The sequence below is a fragment of the Sphingobacterium sp. FBM7-1 genome (assembly GCF_020687765.1).
Lineage (GTDB): Bacteria > Bacteroidota > Bacteroidia > Sphingobacteriales > Sphingobacteriaceae > Sphingobacterium.
On record NZ_JAJEWJ010000007.1, the window covers coordinates 104,616 to 127,554 of the forward strand.

At 44.4% G+C, this 22,939-nt stretch carries 13 protein-coding genes; 11 read left to right on the plus strand and 2 right to left on the minus strand.

Going from position 1 to position 22,939, the window contains the following annotated elements; all coding sequences use genetic code 11:
• Positions 1–13 precede the first annotated feature (13 nt).
• The 6 genes from LKO28_RS12425 to LKO28_RS12450 all read left to right on the plus strand — a co-directional run bounded on the left by LKO28_RS12425 (position 14) and on the right by LKO28_RS12450 (position 11,017).
• Positions 14–2,137: a M60 family peptidase N-terminal accessory domain-containing protein gene (locus LKO28_RS12425; RefSeq protein ID WP_227695221.1), complete on the plus strand. Its 2,124-nt coding sequence runs from the start codon at positions 14–16 to the stop codon at positions 2,135–2,137.
• A gap of 16 nt (positions 2,138–2,153) precedes the next feature.
• A complete protein-coding gene (locus LKO28_RS12430; RefSeq protein WP_227695222.1) occupies positions 2,154–3,872 on the plus strand; it encodes an alkaline phosphatase family protein in 1,719 nt (572 codons plus the stop codon).
• Positions 3,873–3,942: 70 nt separating this feature from the next.
• Entirely contained in the window at positions 3,943–6,279 is a 2,337-nt protein-coding gene (locus tag LKO28_RS12435; RefSeq protein WP_227695224.1) for a beta-galactosidase, read from the plus strand.
• 167 nt (positions 6,280–6,446) lie between these two features.
• Positions 6,447–7,496, plus strand: coding sequence for a hypothetical protein (locus LKO28_RS12440; protein ID WP_227695225.1), 1,050 nt, complete (start codon positions 6,447–6,449; stop codon positions 7,494–7,496).
• 34 nt (positions 7,497–7,530) lie between these two features.
• On the plus strand, positions 7,531–8,784 hold the full coding sequence (locus LKO28_RS12445) for a hypothetical protein (protein ID WP_227695226.1): 1,254 nt from the start codon (positions 7,531–7,533) through the stop codon (positions 8,782–8,784).
• A gap of 25 nt (positions 8,785–8,809) precedes the next feature.
• Positions 8,810–11,017: a hypothetical protein gene (locus tag LKO28_RS12450; protein WP_227695227.1), complete on the plus strand. Its 2,208-nt coding sequence runs from the start codon at positions 8,810–8,812 to the stop codon at positions 11,015–11,017.
• A gap of 17 nt (positions 11,018–11,034) precedes the next feature.
• Here the strand turns inward: LKO28_RS12450 and LKO28_RS12455 are convergent, their stop codons facing one another.
• Positions 11,035–13,101, minus strand: a complete 2,067-nt coding sequence (locus tag LKO28_RS12455; protein WP_227695228.1) for an FN3 associated domain-containing protein — start codon at positions 13,099–13,101, stop codon at positions 11,035–11,037.
• A 474-nt stretch (positions 13,102–13,575) separates the two neighbouring features.
• Here LKO28_RS12455 and LKO28_RS12460 point away from each other — a divergent pair, with 474 nt between their 5' ends.
• Genes LKO28_RS12460 through LKO28_RS12480 form a run of 5 tightly spaced genes read left to right on the plus strand, consistent with a single transcriptional unit; the run spans position 13,576 to position 18,707 of the window.
• Complete coding sequence (locus tag LKO28_RS12460) at positions 13,576–15,126, plus strand: MotA/TolQ/ExbB proton channel family protein (protein WP_227695229.1); 1,551 nt, start codon at positions 13,576–13,578, stop codon at positions 15,124–15,126.
• Complete coding sequence (locus LKO28_RS12465) at positions 15,116–15,577, plus strand: ExbD/TolR family protein (RefSeq protein WP_227695230.1); 462 nt, start codon at positions 15,116–15,118, stop codon at positions 15,575–15,577. The genes LKO28_RS12460 and LKO28_RS12465 overlap by 11 nt, the downstream gene beginning before the upstream one ends.
• Positions 15,578–15,603: 26 nt before the next feature.
• A complete protein-coding gene (locus LKO28_RS12470; RefSeq protein WP_227695231.1) occupies positions 15,604–16,029 on the plus strand; it encodes an ExbD/TolR family protein in 426 nt (141 codons plus the stop codon).
• On the plus strand, positions 16,004–17,539 hold the full coding sequence (locus tag LKO28_RS12475; protein ID WP_227695232.1) for a hypothetical protein: 1,536 nt from the start codon (positions 16,004–16,006) through the stop codon (positions 17,537–17,539). The genes LKO28_RS12470 and LKO28_RS12475 overlap by 26 nt, the downstream gene beginning before the upstream one ends.
• 25 nt (positions 17,540–17,564) lie before the next feature.
• Entirely contained in the window at positions 17,565–18,707 is a 1,143-nt protein-coding gene (locus tag LKO28_RS12480) for a glycoside hydrolase family 43 protein (RefSeq protein ID WP_227695234.1), read from the plus strand.
• 89 nt (positions 18,708–18,796) lie between these two features.
• Here the strand turns inward: LKO28_RS12480 and LKO28_RS12485 are convergent, their stop codons facing one another.
• The gene (locus tag LKO28_RS12485) at positions 18,797–22,882 is read right to left on the minus strand and encodes a two-component regulator propeller domain-containing protein (RefSeq protein ID WP_227695236.1); all 4,086 of its coding nucleotides are present in this window, start codon (positions 22,880–22,882) and stop codon (positions 18,797–18,799) included.
• Positions 22,883–22,939 lie beyond the last annotated feature (57 nt).

Below are 22,939 nucleotides of genomic sequence, written 5' to 3' on the forward strand. Positions count from 1 at the left end.
GCATATATAAGATATGAAAGGAAGGAGTTTAACGAAAATAATGGTCTGCTTATTATGGATAGGCTTGGTCGTACAGAGTTGTGAAGTCGGCTACGAATACGATATCGAGAGCGGAACGGACGAGTATAAAGGCGAATCATCGAATGTTACGATAGACACCACCTTGGCTATTGATGTGACGATGTACAATCGGGCGCGTATTTTTCCAGGTCTGGTGGACACGTTAACAGAAAGGAGAATCGCCGATACAACGATAAACGTTGATTTAGGCAAGAAATATACATCGCCACAGCTGATGGGAATCACGGCTTCGCCCCAACCTATATACAGCACAGGCTTATATGCCGGTGCAGGGGAATTGGTCATTGTCGATATAGAAGACAATACGATGGGCTTGAGTGTACATATCGGCTCCCATACAGACGATCTCACTGCCACGGGAGCATCTTCTAGAGAACCCATCATCTACACGACTAAGGCACTCTTCCCGGGGAAGAATTACGTCCGTAATAGTTTTGGAGGATATATCTGGATCACAAAAAAGGAGGGGGTGATTGGAAAATCTGATTTCAAGCTAAAGATCAGCAATGTGTATAAAGCCCCCGATTATGTGATAAACGCGGGTATGGATCCCTTAGCTTGGGCAGATCAGATTCGCAATACGACAGTGCCTTGGCTCGAACTGCGTGGAGAGCATGTAGCCTTTTCGGTGTCTAGGGCACGTATTGAAAGTAAAATACTAGAAGACCCTCAGTATGCGAATCAAATGGAGGAACTGTTGAAGACCTGGGATAATATCATGGAAACCTATTATTATGCGTATTACGGTTTTCAGAAAGGAGACAACGATCCCAAATTCCGGATGCCGGAATTTCCAGAACGTGTTGTGCTGGATGTGCAACTAGAAAACAACGTGTATATGCGCTGGACTGGGCAACCCGTCTTTTCGCTAAATACTAATTTTATGATGAACGACCTAACCGACTTAAATACTTTATTGTCAGGTAATTCGATCAATTTTTTCACGGTCTTCGGCAATAATTATGCGATGACCCAATCACCCTGGTGGTCGCAGATGGCCGCGGCTGCAAACATGATTCCTTTTTACCGCTTGGTAGAACAGGGTTTCAAAGCAGGAATCACGCAGCGGATGAGTGATGTTTTTGCCGCGGAAAATGAAGGAATTAATGAATTATTCCCTTTGGCGCTGTCATACGTGTCCGCCGATTCGTCGAAGTGGTTTCGTTCGGATGCTGGCACGAATCATGATGCTTATGCCTTATTACCCATCATTCAATTAGCAAATTACAATAACAACGATTGGGCATTTTATGAGCATCTAAATAGGAAAGTAAAACAAAACCCTCTCTCCTCGGGACTCAATTTCTTTTTTACTGAACTCTGTACCTATTTTGGCAAAGATTTTTCACCCTTCTTTGACCATTGGGGGATAGACCTAACGGATGCCCAAAGGACGCTCGGAAGAAATTATCCCTTACTAGACAAAACCATCTGGAAGTACGATCCGTTATCCACTGATCCGAATGCACAGGTTGGCTCTTTTGACGGTAGTCAATATCGTTATCGGCACAACCGTTCAACTTGGGATGTTCAGGCTTTTGATGCCTATTATGTTGACAACGATCAGCCTAGTGACGATCAATCGGTAGAACATATAATAGACGGCAACAAAGCGTCTTACTGGCATACCGTATGGAGAGGTGGTACACTTCCGCTTCCCCATTACGTGGTTATCGATATGAAGAATAAACAGGAGCGCAATGGGTTTTTTTATGCGAATGGCGACCGGCAATATCGACCAATGCGCATGATTATTGAAACGACAGATGAAGAAAATATTAGACTTGCCGATAACAATGTAAGTTGGTATAAAATTGCAGAATTACGACCTATTGACGACATGCAGAATTACAGTGCGGCAGATAACGTAAAACCTTATGAGGGACTTTCGGGTCAATATAGAAATGAACGTTTTTTCGAGTTTATCAATAAGAAAAATATTCGATATATACGTATCGTATTGCCGGAGATAAGCGCGGCGAGCTATTTTAGTGATAACCCAGATCTGAATCGTAGCACCACGGATCATACCATTGCGGAGTTCGGCACCTTTTAATGAAAAAATTAAGAAAATGAAAAAAGTTAATCATACTATATACACATACCTGTTTATTGGTGTGGGCGTTTTGAATCTCCTTTCCTGTACAAAATATGATACACCTGCGGCTATCGAAAGAGACATTCTGGAGAATGGCGACTCCAATGTGAAACGGCGAGTGCTTTGGATCAATATGGAAGGCGCGGTGGGACAAATCGTAAAAAATCATATTCCTACGCATATAAATGCCATGTTGCCGCATAGTAAATATACATTCGAGTCACTGTCCGATAACCGTATACAGGAAGATCCCGATGCGGAAGATGCGACGAATTGGACCACATTACTCACTGGAATGAACGCGGCAACACATAGGGTGATGGATGATTCATATATCCCGAATTTAGATGTCGATCCAAGCAATCCTGAGCAAAAAGTGAACTATTACCCAAATGTCATCACGCATATTACTGACAGCTATCCGAGCGCAAAGACGTTATGTGTAACGCCTTATCGCAATTTAAATGGTAATATGCTGAATAATGCCTATCGCACGGTGACATCCACGTCGGATGAAGAATCCCGCGATTTGGTCATTGCTTCCATAAAAAATGAGGACATGAATTTCACCTTAGTTAGTTTTACGGGGTTGGCTGAACAAGGAAAATCGGGTGGATTTTCTGCAAATAATACTGCATATATCGATGCGCTAAATACCCTAGATGGTTATATAGGCGAATGTCTAGAGGCGATAAATGGCAGAGAAGGAGTCGAAAATGAAGATTGGCTGGTGGTGATTACCTCTGGCCATGGGGGTAAGGCGGACGGTTCTTGGTTAGGGGCTTCGCAAGAAGAGCGCAATACGATGTGCATATTTTACTATCAGGGCTATGCTTCTGTAGAAATGAAGGGGACAACCCTTTATGGTGTGTTATTCGATCAAAATAACAGTGCAAGGCTAGCTGATCCAGATCAAATTTACAGTGCCGGTCAGGGTCGCTCGCTCTCTGTTGAAGCATTGATGCGTTTTGAACAGGGCCCTACGGGAGGATTTGGCGGAAGCGGCTGGCAAGGAATGATTAGAAAACGCAGTTGGTCTTTCCATCGGGAGCGAACGGAAGTCGTCTTCAGGATGGAGCAGGGAGAGAAGGGAAAGAATGCGATTCAGAAAAATTTTACCACGCTTACCAATTCACTTTGGCATTCCTACCAGCTGGGGATACATGCACTGACGGATTCGACTAAAGGTTACCTGATGATGTATGATGGAGAAATTAAAGTGCGGGAGACTTCGAATACAGCAGGATACCTGGAAGACAAAAATGATTTACAGATTGGTGGGACATCGATTCCGACGAATTACTATATTACCGAATTGCGAATTTGGGATAAAATGTTGGATGATAAAACATTTGAAGATCTGTATAGCGAACTAAATATCCCATCTACACATTCAGAGTACAAACACCTCGTGGGGTACTGGAAATTTACGCCCGATCAGCTTATGAATGGTAATACATTCAAAAACCAGGTAGAAGGCATGCCCGACCTAGTTTTTAATACCACGCCCCATATCGTTGAATTTGCCAATACACTTCCATCACAACGACAATCTGGAAATCTTATTATAGAAAATGCGATGATTGTTCCACAGGTATTGTATTGGCTAAATGTTGGTCAAATTTCGACAATGGATGGCTTTAGTTTTATTGACAATTTCAATCGTGAAGAAGAGTGGAGAGAGATAGAGTAATTGGTGTTGCAGCGCTCAACCTGTGTCCCCTGTAAGAGTTTAGTAATCAAAAAAATATAATGAAAATATAATGATGATACGATTTATTTTATATGTATGTTTACTTGCCTTTTTGGCAGGATGCAAGACCACCAATGCCCAAGAGACTTTTGAAGTGGGCAAGAATACCTTTTTGCTGAACGATAAACCCTTTGTGGTCAAAGCCGCCGAAATGCATTACCCGCGTATTCCCAAACCCTATTGGGAACACCGGATTAAGATGGCAAAAGCCTTGGGCATGAACACGCTCTGCCTATATGTATTCTGGAATTACCACGAACCGGAAGAAGGGAAATTTGATTTTACGGGCGATAAGGATCTGGCGGAATTTTGTCGTCTTGCGCAGAAACACGGTCTGTATGTTATCGTGCGTCCTGGACCCTACGTCTGTGCCGAATGGGAAATGGGCGGATTGCCCTGGTGGTTGCTCAAGAAAAAGGACATCCGCCTGCGCGAGCAGGATCCCTATTACATGGAGCGCGTCAAAATTTTTATGGACAAGGTAGGCGAGCAGATTGCAGACCTACAGGTTAACCGAGGCGGCAACATCATCATGGTGCAGGTCGAAAATGAATACGGTGCCTATGGCGTAGATAAACCCTACATCGCCGCAATTAAAGATATTGTAGAAGGTGCTGGCTTCACCGATGTGCCACTCTTTCAGTGCGATTGGAACTCCAATTTTGAGAACAACGCCCAAGAAGACTTGTTTTGGACGATTAACTTTGGTACGGGAGCCAATATTGACGAACAGTTTCGCCGTGTCAAAGAATTGCGTCCCGAAAGCCCACTGATGTGCGGCGAATTTTGGTCCGGTTGGTTTGATCATTGGGGTGCACCGCATGAGACACGTAGCGCCGATGAGTTGGTCAGCGGCATGAAAGAAATGCTCGACAAGAACATCTCCTTTAGCTTATACATGGCACATGGCGGTACCTCGTTCGGCCATTGGGCAGGGGCCAATTTCCCGAACTTCTCGCCGACAGCAACATCCTACGATTACGATGCACCAATCGGAGAAGCGGGAAACACCACACCCAAATTTTTTAAAGTGCGCGAATTGCTCGAGCAGTACCTGGGTGAAGGGGAGACCTTGGGTGAAATTCCAGAAGCAATTCCCACCGTGGCGATTCCATCCATTAACATTTCGGAAGTAGCTCCCATCTTCGATAACCTGCCCGAAGCCATAGAGAGCGAGCATATACAGTCCATGGAGTTTTTTGACCAAGGTTACGGCAGTATCCTCTACCGCACTACCTTGCCAGAAGTCGAAGAAGGGGAAACCCTTTTGATTACCGAGGCGAACGATTGGGCGCAGGTATTCGTGGACGGCAAGCACCTTGCAACATTGAGCCGTATGAAGGGAGAGGGGGCGGTCGCCCTACCTGCGATAAAGGTTGGCGCTGTACTGGATATCCTGGTTGAGCCGATGGGGCGGATGAATTTTGGAAAAGGGATATACGACTGGAAGGGCATCACCGAAAAAGTCGAAATCCAATCGGAGGGCAATAGTCGCGAACTGAAAAACTGGAAGGTCTATACTTTGCCATCGGACTACGCATTTGCTTCTAAGAAGAATTACGAAGAATTGACGACAATACCGTCTGCTGCCGCATACTATAAAGGTTCTTTTGATTTGGATAAGGTGGGGGATACCTTTATTGATATGAGCACTTGGGGAAAAGGAATGGTATGGATCAATGGACACCATATCGGTCGCTTTTGGGAGATAGGGCCACAACAGACACTCTACATGCCGGGTTGTTGGTTGAAAGAAGGTGAAAACGAAATCATCATTTTGGATATGGACAAGCCGAAGGAACTACGTTTGGCTGGACTGGAAAAGCCGATTTTAGATCAGTTGACCGGCAATGGTGCCTATACGCATCGCAAGTTCGATCAAGAACTTGATCTGACGGGTGAGACACCATCCTATACCGGAAGCTTTAAGCCCGGCCACGGCTGGCAGCATGTCGATTTCGGTAAAAAAGAGAAAATACGGTATTTCACGATCGAAACCCTGGATGCACACGGCGGTGATGATTATGCAGCTATCGCAGAGTTGGAAATTTTGGGCGAAGACGGTAAACCGGTATCCCGCCAGCATTGGAAAGTAGCCTATGCCGACAGCGAAGAAGTGGACGAAGCCAATAATTTGGCGACAAACGTATTTGATTTGCAGGAGTCTACTTTCTGGCATACGAACTATTCCAAAACCAAAGCGAAACATCCGCACCATTTGGTCATTGACCTAGGCGAGGAAAAAGTCGTTAGCGGCTTCTCGTATCTGCCACGTGCAGAAGCAAATAAAACCGGCATGATCAAAGATTATCGCATTTATTTAAAAATGGAACCGTTTAAATTTTAGCATAGTAAGCATTTGGTTTAGGGACGCATCAAGTAGAATGTGTCCCTTTTTTTTAGCCGTCCTCTGCCTCCATGTCAAAATTTGTAGCATTGAAACATCTAGCCTTATTGGTTATCTTTGTTTAAGTTTACTATTATAAACCAGCTTTGCTATAAACTCGTTAGCTTATGAAATACCTGTGCATATTGTTGGCTCTAGCGTTAATATCGAGCTGTACATCACAGAGGTTACTTGTTGATGTTGGGAGAAGTGATTTATACGAGAACGGAATCTCAGCCAATTACGATAGATTCGTATCCAACCTTTTTCGGTTAGATATAAAACCCGACCAACTTCATAAAGACACCATTTATCGTCAGCTGCACTCCCGATCTTATGACGGTATCTTTGAAAATGATAGTATCGTGGTAGCAGAAAAATTGGCGTTACATACTGGTGGGAATTGGGATGCCGAACTTAACGATAAAGGCTATGTATTAACGAAATCTCGTTATAACAAAACAGTGGGAGATACGTTGTACTGCGAGCGTTATGACTACTCCTTTGATGAAAAAGATCGATTGGTAGGTGTAGATGAATGGACGTATCACTATCCTTCAAAAGACACGACGCTCTATCGCTATAAGATTGATTATACCAAATATGGTCAGATCAAAGCGGTTTTGATAAAAAATGATCGAGACAGTATATTGGCAAAACGCGTCTATTCTTTTGGCCGGAGAAAGGTAACTGCACTAACGTATACAGAAGATGACCAGCCCGTACAACAGACCGTTTATAAATATGATCGTCAAGGACGCTATGTACTGGGCAATGACTATCAATATCTGAAAAACCTATATAAGGAAACAAAAACTACCTATGACGACAATGGGAAATCTAAAGAGTCGTGGTATATCCAGGATAAAAATAACGACACAATCGAAAGCGGATATGAGCTATATCAGCATCATCGGTTGGTCGAGAAATTGTTTAAAAATCACGCGGAGAATAATGGTTTCAGTCGTCATACAGTGTATCAATACCTGGCAGACGGCAGATTGGCGGGTGAAGTCGAAATTTTTAGACAAGGTGAAAACATAAGCAGACGCTGTAAAAATTATCAGTACGAATACGACAACTATAATGACATTAAGAAGACAGTGACGATTCACCGTACGGAAGAATGGTTTGATACGCGTGACTACCTCAATATTATTACGGTACAGTATAGATAATGCGGGACAGGCATCGTTTAAATTTTATTAACTTATGAAACCACTCAACACAATATGGATTATTATTATTATTATTATCCTGGTATTTGCAGGAGGACAAACAGCATACGCCCAAGAAATAAATAAAGCAGTCAATTCATCGAAGGCATTACGCTTGCTGGAGGAAATAGAGCATACAAATAATGAAATGAAGATCAAAAATGAAGAGTTGTCAAAATTGCGGAAAGAAGCAAACGAACTGTATGCTCAAAGACTCCGATCAACCGATTCTTCAGAGCAGGAGAAGATACCGAAACCCTACATTGTAGAGCGAGGTTCCATCAAGGAGAGGGCATACGCAAAAAGGGATTCTCTCTCGAAAAGGAGTGCTATGCTAAATCTTTTCTACGCTAACGAAATATTGCGAAACGAAGATTCTCAAGCTGTTTTGGATAAGATGAGACAAGCGATGGAAGCAGACAACAGAGACAGCGCCGTTATCGTGAAAGAAGATTATATACAATTACTTAAAACAACCACACTCGAGAAACTAAATGCCAAACGCATAGATGCCCAGATTTATGATACCGAAATGGAATCCATTGACAAAATAGATAAGGCGTTGGGGATGTTAGGCTATCTTTCCGCTTTAGTGAACTCCCCAAAGGCACTGGTACTAGAGGAAGACCTTAACAGATTGGCGATGGAAAGAAGGTGGGCAGACTGGAAAATTGCGTCTATATCCAAACGATTTAGGGAGACCGGAGAGGAATTAAGAGCGTTACATCGAACAATAATAGAATCCCATGATGCGGGAACATTAGCGGATACACGTAAGAAACTACAAATGGAGTGGAAGATGCTGAAAAAGCAAAGGGACTCTTTAAGAGCCCACCTAACTGACCCATTGGCAAAAAAAAGAGATACACTGTACCGCCAATACGCGAAAGAAATCACGAGAGGGAAGTCGGCTCAAGCTGTTTTAAAACAGGTTATCCATAAGACGGATTCTATAGCTGACGTCATTGCGACGCTGTACAATGAGTATGAGGAAAATGCACTCCAGGGCAAACAAACACAAGAAATCCAACGAAAAATTGCAGAAGCCAAACGTGACCCCATAGCCCATGATATCATACGGGATTACATCAAATCATTACGTGACGAGACATCAGCCAGACGACAGCTTTATCAAATTGACTTGGATATTTCACGTGTAGAAACAAGAGCGACAGACAAAATAAACACCGCGCTGGGGTATTTAGGGATCCCAACCTTTCAGGTAGTGGATATTATAGTGGACCGTTGAGGTTAACCTTTAAATGATTTTTTTTATGAAAAAGCACCTTAAACATATACTAGCATCTTTCATGCTGTTATCAACGGTACATACCGTATATGCGCAAGAGACCGTTCGAATTGCCGAAATTGTCAATACCCCAAAAGCTTTGCAATTGGAAAAAGAACTGGAAACTGTACAATTACAAAGAATGAAAGCAATAAAGGATCTGGCACCGTGGCGTATGCGGTTTAATGAAATAGCTAAAGAGTTAAGGAGTCTGCGTCAGCAGGAATCCGATTCAATCGATGTTGTGGGTATAGAAGACAAACGCAAAACGTTGGAAGATGAGCTGGGGCTATTACGAAAAAAGCGTGATTCGGTGGAAACATACATCATGAAAGCGCTGGCAGAAAAAAGAGATACACTGTACACACAATACACGATGGAAATTACCAGAGCCGAGTCGATTCAAGCTGTTTTGAAACCCATTGCCCATAAAACCGATTCTATTGCGCATGAAATCAAAAAATTATATGCCGAAATGGAAGAAAGAGCACGAAACGAGGAGCCTAGAGAAGATATTTCGAAAAGAATTTTGGCAGCAAGGCGCGATTCCACCGTACATGACATGCTAAACCATTATATTAAGTCGCTGCGGGATAAGACATATGAGAGATTACGAGTTAGGCCAGTCGATCGGGAAGCATTCCGTATGGATATGAGGGCAATAGAGAAGGTAGAGGCCGCGCTGATACATTTGGGAATACGCCCAACCCGAATAAACTCTAAAGCGGTGGATAGTTGGGCTGATGACGGAGACTACATCAACAGAAGAACAATCTATCAGATGAGTAGGAACTACGGTAAATATCGGGATGCATACCTGGCTATACTCCCGGATGAGATGCGCGAGGTAGTACTCAGGAGGTCTAATGAGCAAATTGATTCTATAGCAGAATCCCGTTATCAAGTAAGCGTTTTGCTCGCTAGCCAGCTGTCAGATACAGAACGCGATTCGGTACTGATAAGCCATCTAAAAAATCCTGAAGCGACCGAAGAGGTAAATGTGGAAATTCAGTCGACCACGATGGAAGAGTTCCTTATTTCTCCATCAACCCCCGAAGATAAAGATGTGGTAAAAGCATTTAAGGATAATCCAGTGTATGTCGTTACCTTAAAAAAGAAACTACCGGATGGACATGAGATTAAAATTACCGAGCAAGCTTTTTTGCAGAAAACAATGGATTTTATATGGGGCGCGATCTATCAGCCCGGAAGTCAATACCAGATACCTGCAGAAGATACCCTAACGTATGAAACGGCTCGTCGCCGATATCAACGATATGGAAGATATGCTTACCTCAGCACCCTGTCTCCGGAAGTACAATATGCTTTAGAGCGCTATCGTCGTCCAAAATTTAGCCTTCAAGATTTTGAACGATATCAAAAACAAATACAACGCCAAATGGATATGGTTGCGGAAAAGCATGATTCTGTCTTAATAAGTCGCATCAAGGATCCCGAATCCAAAGATACTTTCGTCGAAATAAAGTCGACCACTATCGAGCAGCTGATTGCGCAACCGCAAGATGATCGAGAAAAGGATGTGATAGCGGTTTTTAAGGGCTTCCCGATTTACGCAGTCACCTTGAATAGGAGAGTACCGGATGGGGGCGTGATAAAGATCGCGGAACAGGCTGTTTTACAAAAAACAATGGATTTCCTCTGGGGAAGGGCTTATTTGCCCTCAAGAATCGGATATGATGCTGCTTCGATCGACACTATACCGTATCATCAGATAGGAGTATGGATAAATAGATATTTTCCTTCCGCTACTTATTTGTATACGTTACCCAAGGATATACGTTATGCTTATTTGCACCGTAAAGGAGATGTGCACGATGCTACCAGACAGGAAGATCGCCTCCGTAAAAACCTGAATTGGGTAGCGACGATGACCGATGCGCAACGGGATTCGGTCATTAGGAGAAACGGGGAGATAGACTCGAATGAACAGGTACATATCAAATTGGTGACGCTGAATGATACTACGGTGGCTGAACTTAATGAACAATTGAATTCCAATAATAAGCGGTTAACGGAGATTCTAAACCATTTTAGAGGATATCCGATGTATGTAGTCACACATCAAAAAGAACTGGAGGACGGCGAGCTGTTTACCAGTTCCATAAGAATGATTTTCAAAGAAACCATGACCACCATTTGGCGGGTGGCCTGGATGCGCGGTTCAACGCGCTAGTATATTATCACCCATCACTATTTATATTCTCCAAAAGCTGTTAGCTCAAATATACCATCTGCCCATTCAGCTTCCTGTTCGTTGTGCACATTCACAACGTTATGGACGTTCAGTCGCAGATAGCGGTATGGGTTTTCATTTGCTATTTTTAAGATATGAAAACCGACTTTCCAATTATTCAAATTATCCACAATGGTATGGTAGGTCTTGCCGTCAGCGCTGGCTTCTATTGTATATTTGTATGCCGTTTCTGAACCGCCGGTCAATCGCGTGGCAAGATTGATTTCAGTAATGCTAGCATGCTGTTCCATATCAACCGTTAGTGAATAAGGCAACTTCCCCCCTTTAAAAAACGGCGACGAATCCAAGTCCGCTCCGTCGGTGACAACAGATGCCGGTGCCGTTCCCGCGTCGCTGCTCGTAGCTGTTACTGGTTTGCCCAAAGTCAAATTCCTACCGGCTTGAACCGGAATAAGCCCGTACTTTTCATGTCTTTCCAACCGGTCGTAATACTCCATTGAAGCATATCCGTTGTTAAGGTTTACGAACAAAATTCTAGGGAAATTACCGGTCTTTTCGCTATGATGATACTGTGCCCCCCAGCGGTAACTGTACATGCCGTAGGTAATACGTTCCGAACCGGTACTGAAAACGGAATTTACCTGTGAGCCAAAAGACGAATTGTTACCTACTTCTTTTTTTTGCGTCCATACGCCCGCTAGATCTGTTCCTGACGCATACATCGCCTGGCTGGGATACCAACCCGAAGCTTTGGAACTAAAAAAATAATACACGCTATCCTTTTTGGTGATATAAGGGGTTTCACGATGCTGCCCTTTGAAAACCGTGTTCACTAACCGTATAGGTTTGCTCCAGGTTTCGTCAAGCTGATAGATATTGACGTCCTCATTCATATTGGTTGCAGAGAGGATGTAGGCGGTATTATCATCATCTATAAAGATAGATTGATCGCGCGATTCAAACCCTAAAGGTCGGTCGTCAAATGTGACTTCCAGATCACCTCCCGGTGTAATTTGTGCTAAATACAGTTTCGCGGCGACATAACCTCCTGCGTCTTCATAATGCGCAACGATAACTACTTTGCCGGTCCTTTTGTTGTATTGGGTAGACACGCCCTCAAAATTTGCCGGGTGTGGATAAAATGCCAATTCGCGCGAAGTCCAATTATTCAGCCCATTCGGAGATACCAGCTCATATACGGCTCTACCTCGAACTGTTTGCGTACCCGTTCCCTCCTCCGTTGTTTTCACCTGATGGCGGATAGAATAACGATAATATTGATTGCCTACTTTTATACCTTCGGGTTGCTTGCGGCGGTTACTCCCTTGCTTGCCGTTGCTGTTTTTGTAAACCGATACTTCTTCGCTAGGCGTGAAAGGCGTCGCTTGATGATCAAGACTGGTTGCAATCTTTTGCCCGGCTTGATAACCTTCGACATAATACGTGTATGTTTTCCCTATGTCGAGGTTATAATCATCAAAGACGTCGCCTGTCGATTCTCCAATGAGGTTTCCGTCCCGATATATTTTATAATGTTCAACATCCGGCCGTTGCTCCCAATGTATTTTGACATTTTTCACGTCATTTTCACCTGCGAGTTTGAATTCAGTAGCTGTTGCTGCCCATGTGCGGATGGCGAGTTCGCGTGTGATGGGCTTGCTGGGCTCATCGTCGATGTAAGCGATAGCTTTTATATGTGTATTTTTGTCAATCAGAATTGGTGTGTTATATTTTATACTGTTTTTATCCGGCTCGCTACCATTTAGTGTATAGTAGATCTTTGCTGCTGGATGATGATGAGTGAGTTTAAGGGTTTGACTTTCCCAATAGTCACCGTCAGGCAGAGATATTAGTGGCGCAACAACGGCGGACGGCGGAATAGTAGATATATAGCCAGATTTTGGTTTCGTGTTCGCGACTCGGTTTGTCGATTGCCCTACGACTGCCGACATCCTTGGAAAGGCTTGCCCCACTATCCGCTCCTGTTCAAGGATAATTAAAAAGCATGTTAAAAAAATGGATAAGAAAATAGTTTTTCGTTGATTTTCTTTGTTTGTCATCATTATTATATGTTCAATATTTTTATACGTCGTCGGAGATACAAATAAAGATATATTCCGGTGGACCTGTGGGGGGGTAATCCGTAAATTATAGGGGAATTTAGCGTTTCGGGTAATCACGAATATGTATAGCGGCTTCCCTTGCGGGTGCCCTTTCGTTGATAATCATGAGTCAGAAATCGCGAAGATGGAACAACGGGAAGCAGGTCCTTGACAACGGTTTATAACAGCTATATTACAGGAATTACGATTTTACCACTCTTTTTTAGAAGTTTATACCCTCACGATGGTCCCGCCAAAGGTCTATCTTTGAATATCGATTTTATTATTATTGTAAATCTGTTATGAGAATCGTATACACTTTTAGTGGTTTTGTATTAAAAAATTATGTTATTATAAAGCTGGCATGATTAAAATAACGATTAAGCACAGAGAGAAAGGCTCCATTTGACAACTGAAAAAACAAATTATACACAAATGAAAAAAAGAAACCGTGGTTTTGCTCTATGGAGAGCATTATCGAAAGCATTCATGGTTGCATGTATCGCGGCCGCTACCGTATGGGCGCAAGACAGTATGGCGCAACGTAGTAATAAGGAAGGAAAGTATGCCCTTTTTGAGGATAAGCTTCCTGCGGGTGCAAAATGGTCAACAGAAGAAAACGTAGAGCGTGACGGAGGCGCGGGGAACAGTAAAAAATACATTTACTTAAATCCAGATCTTAGTCCAGCAAATCTGACAGGCATGTCTCTCCGTATCCGCGAAAATCCGGGACCGGGAGAATACCGTTATGTAACGTTTAAGTGGATAGCTTGGGGAGGAGATCGTCTAGGCCTTCGCTTTTTGACAAGTTCCAAAGGAAAGGGTTCAAAATTTAATTATACGTATGCAGCCGGAAAAATGGATTCCCTGCTCTCCGGATTGCAAATTGACGAAACGGCGCCCGGAAACTGGATCACCGTAACACGGGATTTATGGAAGGATTTTGGGGACTTTACGCTTACAGGTCTATCATTTATTTGTCCAGATCGTAGGGATGCCGGCTTTGACGACGTGTTTTTAGGACAAACAGACAAAGTTTTTGACAATTCGCCAGGGGTGTTACCTACGAAGGTGGCGCAGCCTATTGCCGTAAAAGAAGCGGAACTTACCTTAGACGATTTAGATGCACCTGCCAAAGGAGGATCGACAACAAACGATACAGCGTTGGCAGAAGGTAACGATTCGACGATAGCTGGAGCGTATGAAGAGGGGATTATGGCAGATGAGAACGGGGAAGACCCCGAGGATGCTTTGAAAGTAGATTGGGTAGAGCAAATTCGCTCGGGAGGTGTCTGGATGTACCCATTATACGTGCTAGGCTTTTTTGCTATCGTTATAACCATCATACGGGCAATTTTGTCGAGAAGAGGACGGTTGGCTCCGAAGAAGATGCGGGAGGAAGTTAGGTTGGCATTGGCGACGAATGACATCGATGCGGCTATCGCAGCTTGTGAAGAGCGTCCATCGACATTAAGTGAATCCTTGAAGTATATCCTTGAGCATCGACATGCGGATAGAGATATAGTTAGTCAGGTGAGCGGCGACATGGCGGGGCGTGAAATCCGGGAGCAACTGGATAAAATTTATCCACTTTCGGTCGTGGCATCGTTAGGACCGCTTTTAGGTCTTCTGGGAACGATTGTGGGGATGATTGAAGCATTCGGCTTGGTCGCCATATACGGCGATGAAGGTGGATCATCTTTGCTCTCTAACTCCATCTCACTAGCGTTAATCACTACAGCAGCCGGTTTGGTGATCGCTATCCCAGCAATCACTATTTATTTCTACCTGAAACGGAGTATCAAAGGAACAGCTACGATTATGGAAGAAGAACTAGAGCATGCCCTGACCATGGTATATCTGTACAAACAAGCGGATGAAAAGGAGCAAAGGCTATTGACGGAGGCTTCTGCCGAAGAAGACCAAGAGGAACAAGCAACGAATCACGAATCACCAGAAACGAACCCTGAATCAAATGAAAATTAACTATGAAGATGATGATAAGGTAGAGGTACCGATGTCACCTTTGATTGACTGCGTGTTTTTGTTGCTTATATTCTTTCTGGTGACAACGATGATGAAAAAGTGGGAAAAGCAAATCCCACTTTCACTGCCATCTTCGACCTCCAGTCTTTCGACAGTGCAGTCCGGCGATCAGCCTATCGTGTTGTCCGTGGACGAGCGTAATCGAATCTATCAGGTCGTAAATGTCGACGCTTACTCCGGTGAAGGCACTTATGTCCCTATAACCGATTTATCCGGCTTCCTAGGTCAGTTGAAGCAAAAATACGGGACGGAAATTGCCATCGATGTGTCGGCCTACCGCACCGTGGCCGTCGACGACGTTATCAATGTGTTTGATGCCTGTCAAATAGCGGGATTTGATCAAACGCGCGTGCGTTTGGGAAGTAAACCGCCGAGCGACGAGTTACAGTAATTAATACGAACGAAACGGATAGTGATATGAAATTGAATTACGATAATAACGACGACGAACCGGAAATCTCGATGTCGCCCTTGATCGATTGCGTGTTTCTGTTGTTGATATTCTTTTTGGTGTCGAGCATGACGAAAGTGAAAAACAAGGATATCGACGTCGATTTACCGGCTTCTACCGCAGCCATCAAAATGAAACCCGATGATAAGCAGGCGATAGTCGGACTTGATTATAGCGGACAGATCTTTTGGGAAGGAGAACATTGCTCCACCAACTTTCTATTGGAGCAACTACGGGACGTCAGTATCACGCAACCTGATCGACGTATACGGATTGATATGGACAAGGAGGCCCCTTTTGGGCGCTTTGTTGAAATTATGGATGCCTGTCAGTTTTACAATCTGACGAATATAGGGATTAGAACTTATGACGAAAACTACAACAAAGGGTAGGCGCAAACGACATTATGGTGTGATCACCATCGCGTGGTTGGGAGCGCTATTGATCTGTGGTGGCATAGCCTATTTGTTGATGCAGGAAAGTGGTCGGAGTACCGGACAGGGAGTGTTTAAACCAGCGGAAAAAGAAAATGTGCGAAAAGCTATAAAACCACGGACACAGACGGTCAAAAAGCCTTCCAACGCCCGAAAAGAGCAACAAAAAACGCGTCCATTGCCCAAAGAGCACGCCGATGAGATGGCTGCGAAAGCAGAACAGATGACAAAAATGCAATTGCGTTCGCAATTACAACGTTTCCAGCAGATGGTGGACAAGATGCGAGAGCATAGCAATGCCGCATTGGATCGAGTGGAGCAACGTCAACTGCCTACGGGCGCACCACGAGATGCGAACGACGTATCCGCCGCACGTAATATCCCACAAGCGGGTTCTCCACCTTTGCCAGCTGACGCTAGTGCTGCTGCGATGTATGAGCGACTACGACAATATGAACAGGAGATTCAAAAACGGAACGTGGCGGTCAATGCTGCAAAAAGAACACTTACAGATGGGCTTTCTTTTCCGGAGGTCTACGCCTCCTTGACGATGAGCAGCTCGTCTATGCCTTCTTTTGATAATCTTGCGGCACAACAATTTGACGGTTTGGAGAAAGCCGCTGATATAGCTGTGCGATCTACAGGCGATTTGAATAAGTACCGCGGCCTATTAGACCAGGCGTCTCGCCAAGCAGGATTGGCAGGGGCACGTTTAGAAGGGCTATTCGGAGGCGGTCGCTCGATGAATAGACCGGGAGGGAACAGCAGTGGACAACCTGGGGGCAACGGGGAAGGAGATGGCGGTATGGCCATCGGATTTAGTAACGATGATGGTCCAAAAGCACCGATGGCGCCGTATTCGGGGCCAAAGCTGGATCCTGAAATGGTAAAAGCACAAGCCTTGCCGGGGAGACGGATTTCTAAAGATGCAGAACGGAAAGGTTGGCTATACGTTAATTCCTGGTATATGATCGGCCCGTGGGAAAGCTATGGAAGGGATGATTTTGCCGTGGTGCACCCCCCAGAAATTGCCGTAGATTTTGATGCCGTGTATACCGATGGGAAAATAGGCGAGGGGATCGCCGAAACGGATGCCCATCCGCTGAAGATGGTAGGGCCACGTGTGAAACTGGATGGCACATTACGTTGGCGTTTTATGCAAAGTGAATCCATGCACAACGTGCCCCCCGTCACGACTGGAAGTGCGACCTATTACGCATATACCGAGCTTTACTTTGATGAGGCAGCCTCGATGTTGGTCGCGATGGGTACCGATGATAGTGGACGGGTTTGGATCAATGGGCAGGATGTATGGCAGGATAGGGGAACAAGCTGGTACAATATTGATGAACACATCGTAACATTCAATTTCCGACAAGGTTGGAATAAAGTGTTGGTGCGTTTGGAAAATGGAGGTGGCGGGGCCGCGGGCTTTAGTTTCTTGATCTGCCCGAAAGATGCCATTTAACAGTAACATCTAAAAATTTACAATCATGAATATGAAAATTTTGAACTACAAATATCTAATCATCACCCTTGCGGCTTTCTTTGCATTCGTCCACGTTCGGGCGCAAGAAACGGAATTCCATCCTGGGAAACTTTGGTTCGACAATAACCAACGACTTATCAATGCCCACGGTGGGGGTGTTTTATATCATGAAGGTCAGTATTATTGGTTCGGCGAACACAAAGGCGAAAGATCGAACGCCGCTTGGGTGGGCGTTACCTGTTACTCGTCGTCTGACCTATACAACTGGAGCGACGAAGGGGTGGCGTTAGCCGTAAGTAAGGACAATACAAGTCCGATAGTGGCAGGGAGCACCATCGAACGGCCCAAAGTCATTTATAACGAAACGACTGGAAAGTTTGTGATGTATTTCCATTTGGAGCTAAAAGGACAGGGATATGAGGCTGCGCATGTCGGGGTTGCCGTGAGCGATAAACCGACCGGTCCGTATGAGCTTGTTAAAAATGACCGCGTGAATCCGGGAGAATGGCCGCTAAACATGACGGAAGCCCAACGGAATGCGACGGATAAGGTGGAAGATTATGAATGGTGGACACCGGAATGGACGAAAGCTATTGAAAACGGATTGTTTGTACGTCGTGACTTCGAAAGCGGACAGATGTCGCGTGACATGACGCTCTTTGTGGACGATGATCAGAAAGGATATCATATTTATTCATCGGAAGACAACCTTACCCTTCATATTGCAGAACTAACTGAAGACTACCTAAGTTATACAGGAAAATATATCCGGATCGCCCCGGCAGGACATAATGAGGCCCCGGCTATCTTTAAGAAGGACGGCAAGTACTTTATGATTACGTCGGGATGTACCGGTTGGGATCCCAATGAAGCGCGGCTGCTCACTGCAGATCATGTGCTGGGCGAATGGACATTACATCCCAACCCAGCTGTCGGAAAAGGTGCCGAGCTCACTTTTCATTCCCAAAGCACCTATATATTACCTGTCGCTGGCAAGAAAGACGCGTTCATCTTTATGGCAGACCGTTGGCGTCCCGAGAACCCAATTGATGGCCGCTATGTATGGTTGCCGGTATTATTTGAGGATGGGATGCCGGTGTTAAAATGGTTTAACAAATGGGATTTGAGTGTATTCGACGAGAAGTGAGGCGGTGCGCCGAGATATAAGATTATCTATTTTAATTCAATTAGTTTAGTGTTGGAAATCCGCGTTATGCGGATTTCCTTTTTTTACCATCAATCATTACGCTTTACCCTAAATTCATTCTGAAACGCTTTACGATATTTCTTTATATAATCCGAAGGGTTCATATCAAAGAGCTTGCTGAATTGAACGCGGAAATACTTCACATCATAGAAACCCGTTTCGTTCGCTACTTCGTTCACTTTCATATCGGTGTCAATGAATAGTTGAGCAGCTTTTCGTAAGCGAATATCCCGTATTAGCTCGTTGGCCGTTTTCCCCGAGATGGCTTTCACGCGCTTATAAAGGCTCGAATAGCTCATGCTCATTTCTTCTGCCAGCATTTTAACATTAAAGTTTTCATTTCGGATATATTTTTCGACTTGTTGGATGCAAAGCTCAATAAATTCCTTGTCTTTGGAAGATATCTTAAGATCGTTGGACTGCAGCGTAATAGCATTATAGAAAAACTGCTGTAAGTTTTTTCGATTTTTGATGAGTGCAGAGACTCGTGCCTTTAATAAATCGGCATCGAATGGCTTGCTGATGTAGTCGTCAGCACCCTCTTCCACACCTTCTAACTTGTGTCTGTCGGACGGACTGCTCGTGAGCAGGATTACTTGAATATGACCGTACGCAGGGTTTGATTTGATTTCAGCACATAATTCGATCCCGTTCATGCGATCCATCATCACGTCGCTAATGACAATTTCGGGCTGGTGTTTTTTGACGATATCCAACGCTTCTACACCATCCTTGGCGATATGGAGAATATATTTGTCGCGGAAAAGTTGTGCAAGATACTCTCGCAGCTGTTTATCGTCGTCCACAACCAACAGACTTGCCGTTTGCACGATTTCTGTTTCCTTCAGGGTTGGAACCTGCTCTTCCCCCGTCTCATCAGTATTGGCTAATGGATTGTCTTCTGCTATAAGTTCTTGTATCACGGATAAATGCGTATCTGTTTCGGGAAGATACGTATGTGCGGGAAGCATATCGGCATTGTTTGGCAATGCAATGGTAAAGGTCGTGCCAACGCCGACAGTACTTTCATAAGATATCTCGCCATCCAACATATCCACAAATGTTTTGGAAAGGTACATACCAATGCCGAACCCCGGTTTTTGTGTTACACCTTTTCGATGGTCGGAATAAAATTTCGTAAAGATACTGTTCCCAACTTCCGCAGGGATACCCACGCCTGTATCAGATACCTGTAAGATTACCTGCGTAGATGTGCATTTTATATGCAGGGTTATATGCCCATTTTCTGGAGTAAACTTAAAAGCATTGGAAAGTAAGTTGTAAAGGATGATTTCTAGCTTTTCATTATCGGAAACAATTTCAGCACGTTCTACATCTGTTTCAAAGGTATACTGAATATGCAGTTGCTGTGCTTGGTGTTGGAAGCAGAGAAATATTTCACGCGTAAAAGTGACGATATCAAGACGACTCATCTTCAGGTTCTCCACTTCGTTTTCTGCCTTCCGGAACAACAGCAGTTGGTCAACAAGGCTCAGGAGCCGTTTGGTGTTGCGTTTCACCATGTTAAGCTTGGCTTTCTCCTGACTATCTGTACTCTCTCGTAACAGGTCCTTTATGGGGTTGATAATCAGGGTTAATGGTGTCCGGAATTCGTGCGATACGTTCGTGAAGAAAGATTGACGCTTCTCATTGAGTTCCCGTTCTTTCTTCGCAGTGAAATTAGCAAGTTCCACCTCATATTTGAGTGCAGTTTGGCGGTGACGATACTGGATATACAGCCGTAACAGACCCAATGCAACTCCCACATAAATAATGTACGCCCACCAGGAACGGTACCATGGCGGAAGCACCTTAATATGCAGTTCCGTTGGCTGGTTGCTCCATTCTCCCTCTGCATTTGTCGATTCAATCAGTAAGGTGTAGGAGCCTTCCCGCAGGTTATTGTAGTTAATGGCGCGGGTCGTTCCGGCCATATTCCACTCCTTATCCAACCCTTCAAGCATGTATCGGTATCTGATTTTGTGCGGTGAGGAAAATTCTAAAGCCACAAAATTAAGGGATAAGATAGCCTCATCATAAGGCAATGTGATTTTGTGGATGTGATACTCGCTATCCAACTGCACACGATAGGTAGAATCCCGCAGCAATTTGTTGTTGATCCGTATCGCTGTAATCGCCATTTTGGGCGTGTAGTTTCGGGAAGAAATGCTATCCGGGTAAAAGAGGTTGAAACCATTGACGCCACCAAAAGCGAGCCTACCGTCTTGCAAATGCAGGGATGCACCATACGAGAACTCATTACTTTGTAAACCATCGGAGCGGTCGAAATTGGTGAACTCGTTTGTTTCCGGATCAAATCGGGAAAGCCCGTCGAAGGTACTTAACCAAAGATGTCCCGAATCATCTTTTTCAATACTGAGCACCGAGTTATTACGTAAGCCTTCCTTGTCTGCAAACGTGTTCTCGATACTATCCGTCGATCGATTAAATAAAATAAGCCCTCGACCTTCAGTCCCTATCCACATGTGGTCCGGTCCGTCTAGATAGATAGCCCGGACAGGTTTTCCTATTTCATATCTTTTAAAGGCACCCGTGCGTTTATCTATTTTAAGAAGCTCGTGATAATTTCCGCCCCATAGATAATCTCTCCCCGCCGAAATCAGCGTGTTGATATCATTGGCTTCCGAAGAAAAGATCTCGAAAGCATCTTTTTCGGGGTTATATCGATAAAGCCGTCCGTAACCAAATGTGGCCGCCCAGAGTGTTTGCTGATCGTCTGCCAGGACAATCTGGATATGGTTATTTTCTCTTCCATTTTCGGCATAGCAGGGATACCGTTTGAAGCCGGTGCCAGCATTGTACCGCTGAATGCCGTTTGAGGTCGCCATCCATATGTCGCCATTATGGTCTACAGCCATGCTGTTGATGACATTATCCGTTAGCCCTTCTTGTCCTTTTTTGATCGTTTTAAAAGCATTTGTCTGCTGATCCCAGATACCGAGACCGCCCCCTTCTGTTCCGATCCACAGCTCGCCAGATTTTGTTTCCAGGAAACTGCGGACGAAGCGATTAGGTAAACGTTTTGAGATCTCCCAAAGGGCGTCATCCATTTTGAACTTGTGCTTGGAAGGATCGAGTATATTTACGCCGCCTTTCGACGTGCCGATCCACTTGCGTTGTTCCTGATCGATATAGACGGTATAGATTGCATTACTGGAAAGCGAGTTGTAGTCATGGCTGTTCCAGAAAGATCCTAGCACCTGTTTTTTTCGGACGTCCAAATGCTCAACCCCATTTTTTGTCGCCAACCAAACATTGTTATCCTTGTCCAAAGCAAGTTGTTCGACGCTAGGAGAACGGAGTTCTGAATCAACCCTGGCAACATACTGTTGACTGTCGATGTCATAGACATAGAGACCATCTCCGTTGCCAAGAAGCAAGCCACCGGCGTTATCCGACAGTAGTGCCGACGCAGTCGACACACTATCGTTCATCAACTGAAATTTCTGGCTGGCTGGTTCGTATTGGAATAAGCCTTTCTCGTTGATGAAAACCCATATTGTATTGTCTTCATCGACGTGTAACACCGAGACATGATAATAATATTCGTCCTTGCCTTGTTGTTCTGCCTGAAGAGGGATCCAGTCTGCTACATCCTGCTCCGCATTTTTAACGAACAAGCCCCATCCGTTGGTTCCGACGTATACATTGTTAAATGTATCCACGGCGATGGTCTTGGCATCGGCGGCAAGCACTTGCGTGTCGTTTACATCCCAATGGGGGTGGAAGCGTAATCTACTGAAGGTATCAAAATTCCGGTTGTATATTCCTACTCCTTGCCCTGTACCAATCCACAACTGCTGAAGCAAATCTTCCGTGACACAATAGATATAGTTGTGTGGCAGCGAGCGGGGGTTGTGCAATTGATTACGGTAAGAACGTATTTCATAGCCGTCATAACGGTTGAGTCCGTCTGACGTGCCAAACCACATATACCCTTGGTGGTCTTGAAAAATACTCTTGACGGAATTGTTAGACAATCCGTCGTCCATGCCAAGCTGCTGGACCTGGGCATGACCGAGGTATACCGACAGTGAGACGGCTATCAGGATGAATCTTCGTATGATATATATATAACCAGGATATATGCTCATGTACATAGTTTTTTAACGATTGGTTTGGCTTTTTGCTAAAAACAAATATAAGGTATT

Coding starts and splice junctions, on each gene's coding strand:
- LKO28_RS12425 (WP_227695221.1), top strand. CDS start 14: ATGAAAGGAAGGAGTTTAACGAAAATAATGGTCTGCTTATTATGGATA.
- LKO28_RS12430 (WP_227695222.1), top strand. CDS start 2,154: ATGAAAAAAGTTAATCATACTATATACACATACCTGTTTATTGGTGTG.
- LKO28_RS12435 (WP_227695224.1), top strand. CDS start 3,943: ATGATGATACGATTTATTTTATATGTATGTTTACTTGCCTTTTTGGCA.
- LKO28_RS12440 (WP_227695225.1), top strand. CDS start 6,447: ATGAAATACCTGTGCATATTGTTGGCTCTAGCGTTAATATCGAGCTGT.
- LKO28_RS12445 (WP_227695226.1), top strand. CDS start 7,531: ATGAAACCACTCAACACAATATGGATTATTATTATTATTATTATCCTG.
- LKO28_RS12450 (WP_227695227.1), top strand. CDS start 8,810: ATGAAAAAGCACCTTAAACATATACTAGCATCTTTCATGCTGTTATCA.
- LKO28_RS12455 (WP_227695228.1), bottom strand. CDS start 13,101: ATGATGACAAACAAAGAAAATCAACGAAAAACTATTTTCTTATCCATT.
- LKO28_RS12460 (WP_227695229.1), top strand. CDS start 13,576: ATGAAAAAAAGAAACCGTGGTTTTGCTCTATGGAGAGCATTATCGAAA.
- LKO28_RS12465 (WP_227695230.1), top strand. CDS start 15,116: ATGAAAATTAACTATGAAGATGATGATAAGGTAGAGGTACCGATGTCA.
- LKO28_RS12470 (WP_227695231.1), top strand. CDS start 15,604: ATGAAATTGAATTACGATAATAACGACGACGAACCGGAAATCTCGATG.
- LKO28_RS12475 (WP_227695232.1), top strand. CDS start 16,004: ATGACGAAAACTACAACAAAGGGTAGGCGCAAACGACATTATGGTGTG.
- LKO28_RS12480 (WP_227695234.1), top strand. CDS start 17,565: ATGAATATGAAAATTTTGAACTACAAATATCTAATCATCACCCTTGCG.
- LKO28_RS12485 (WP_227695236.1), bottom strand. CDS start 22,882: ATGAGCATATATCCTGGTTATATATATATCATACGAAGATTCATCCTG.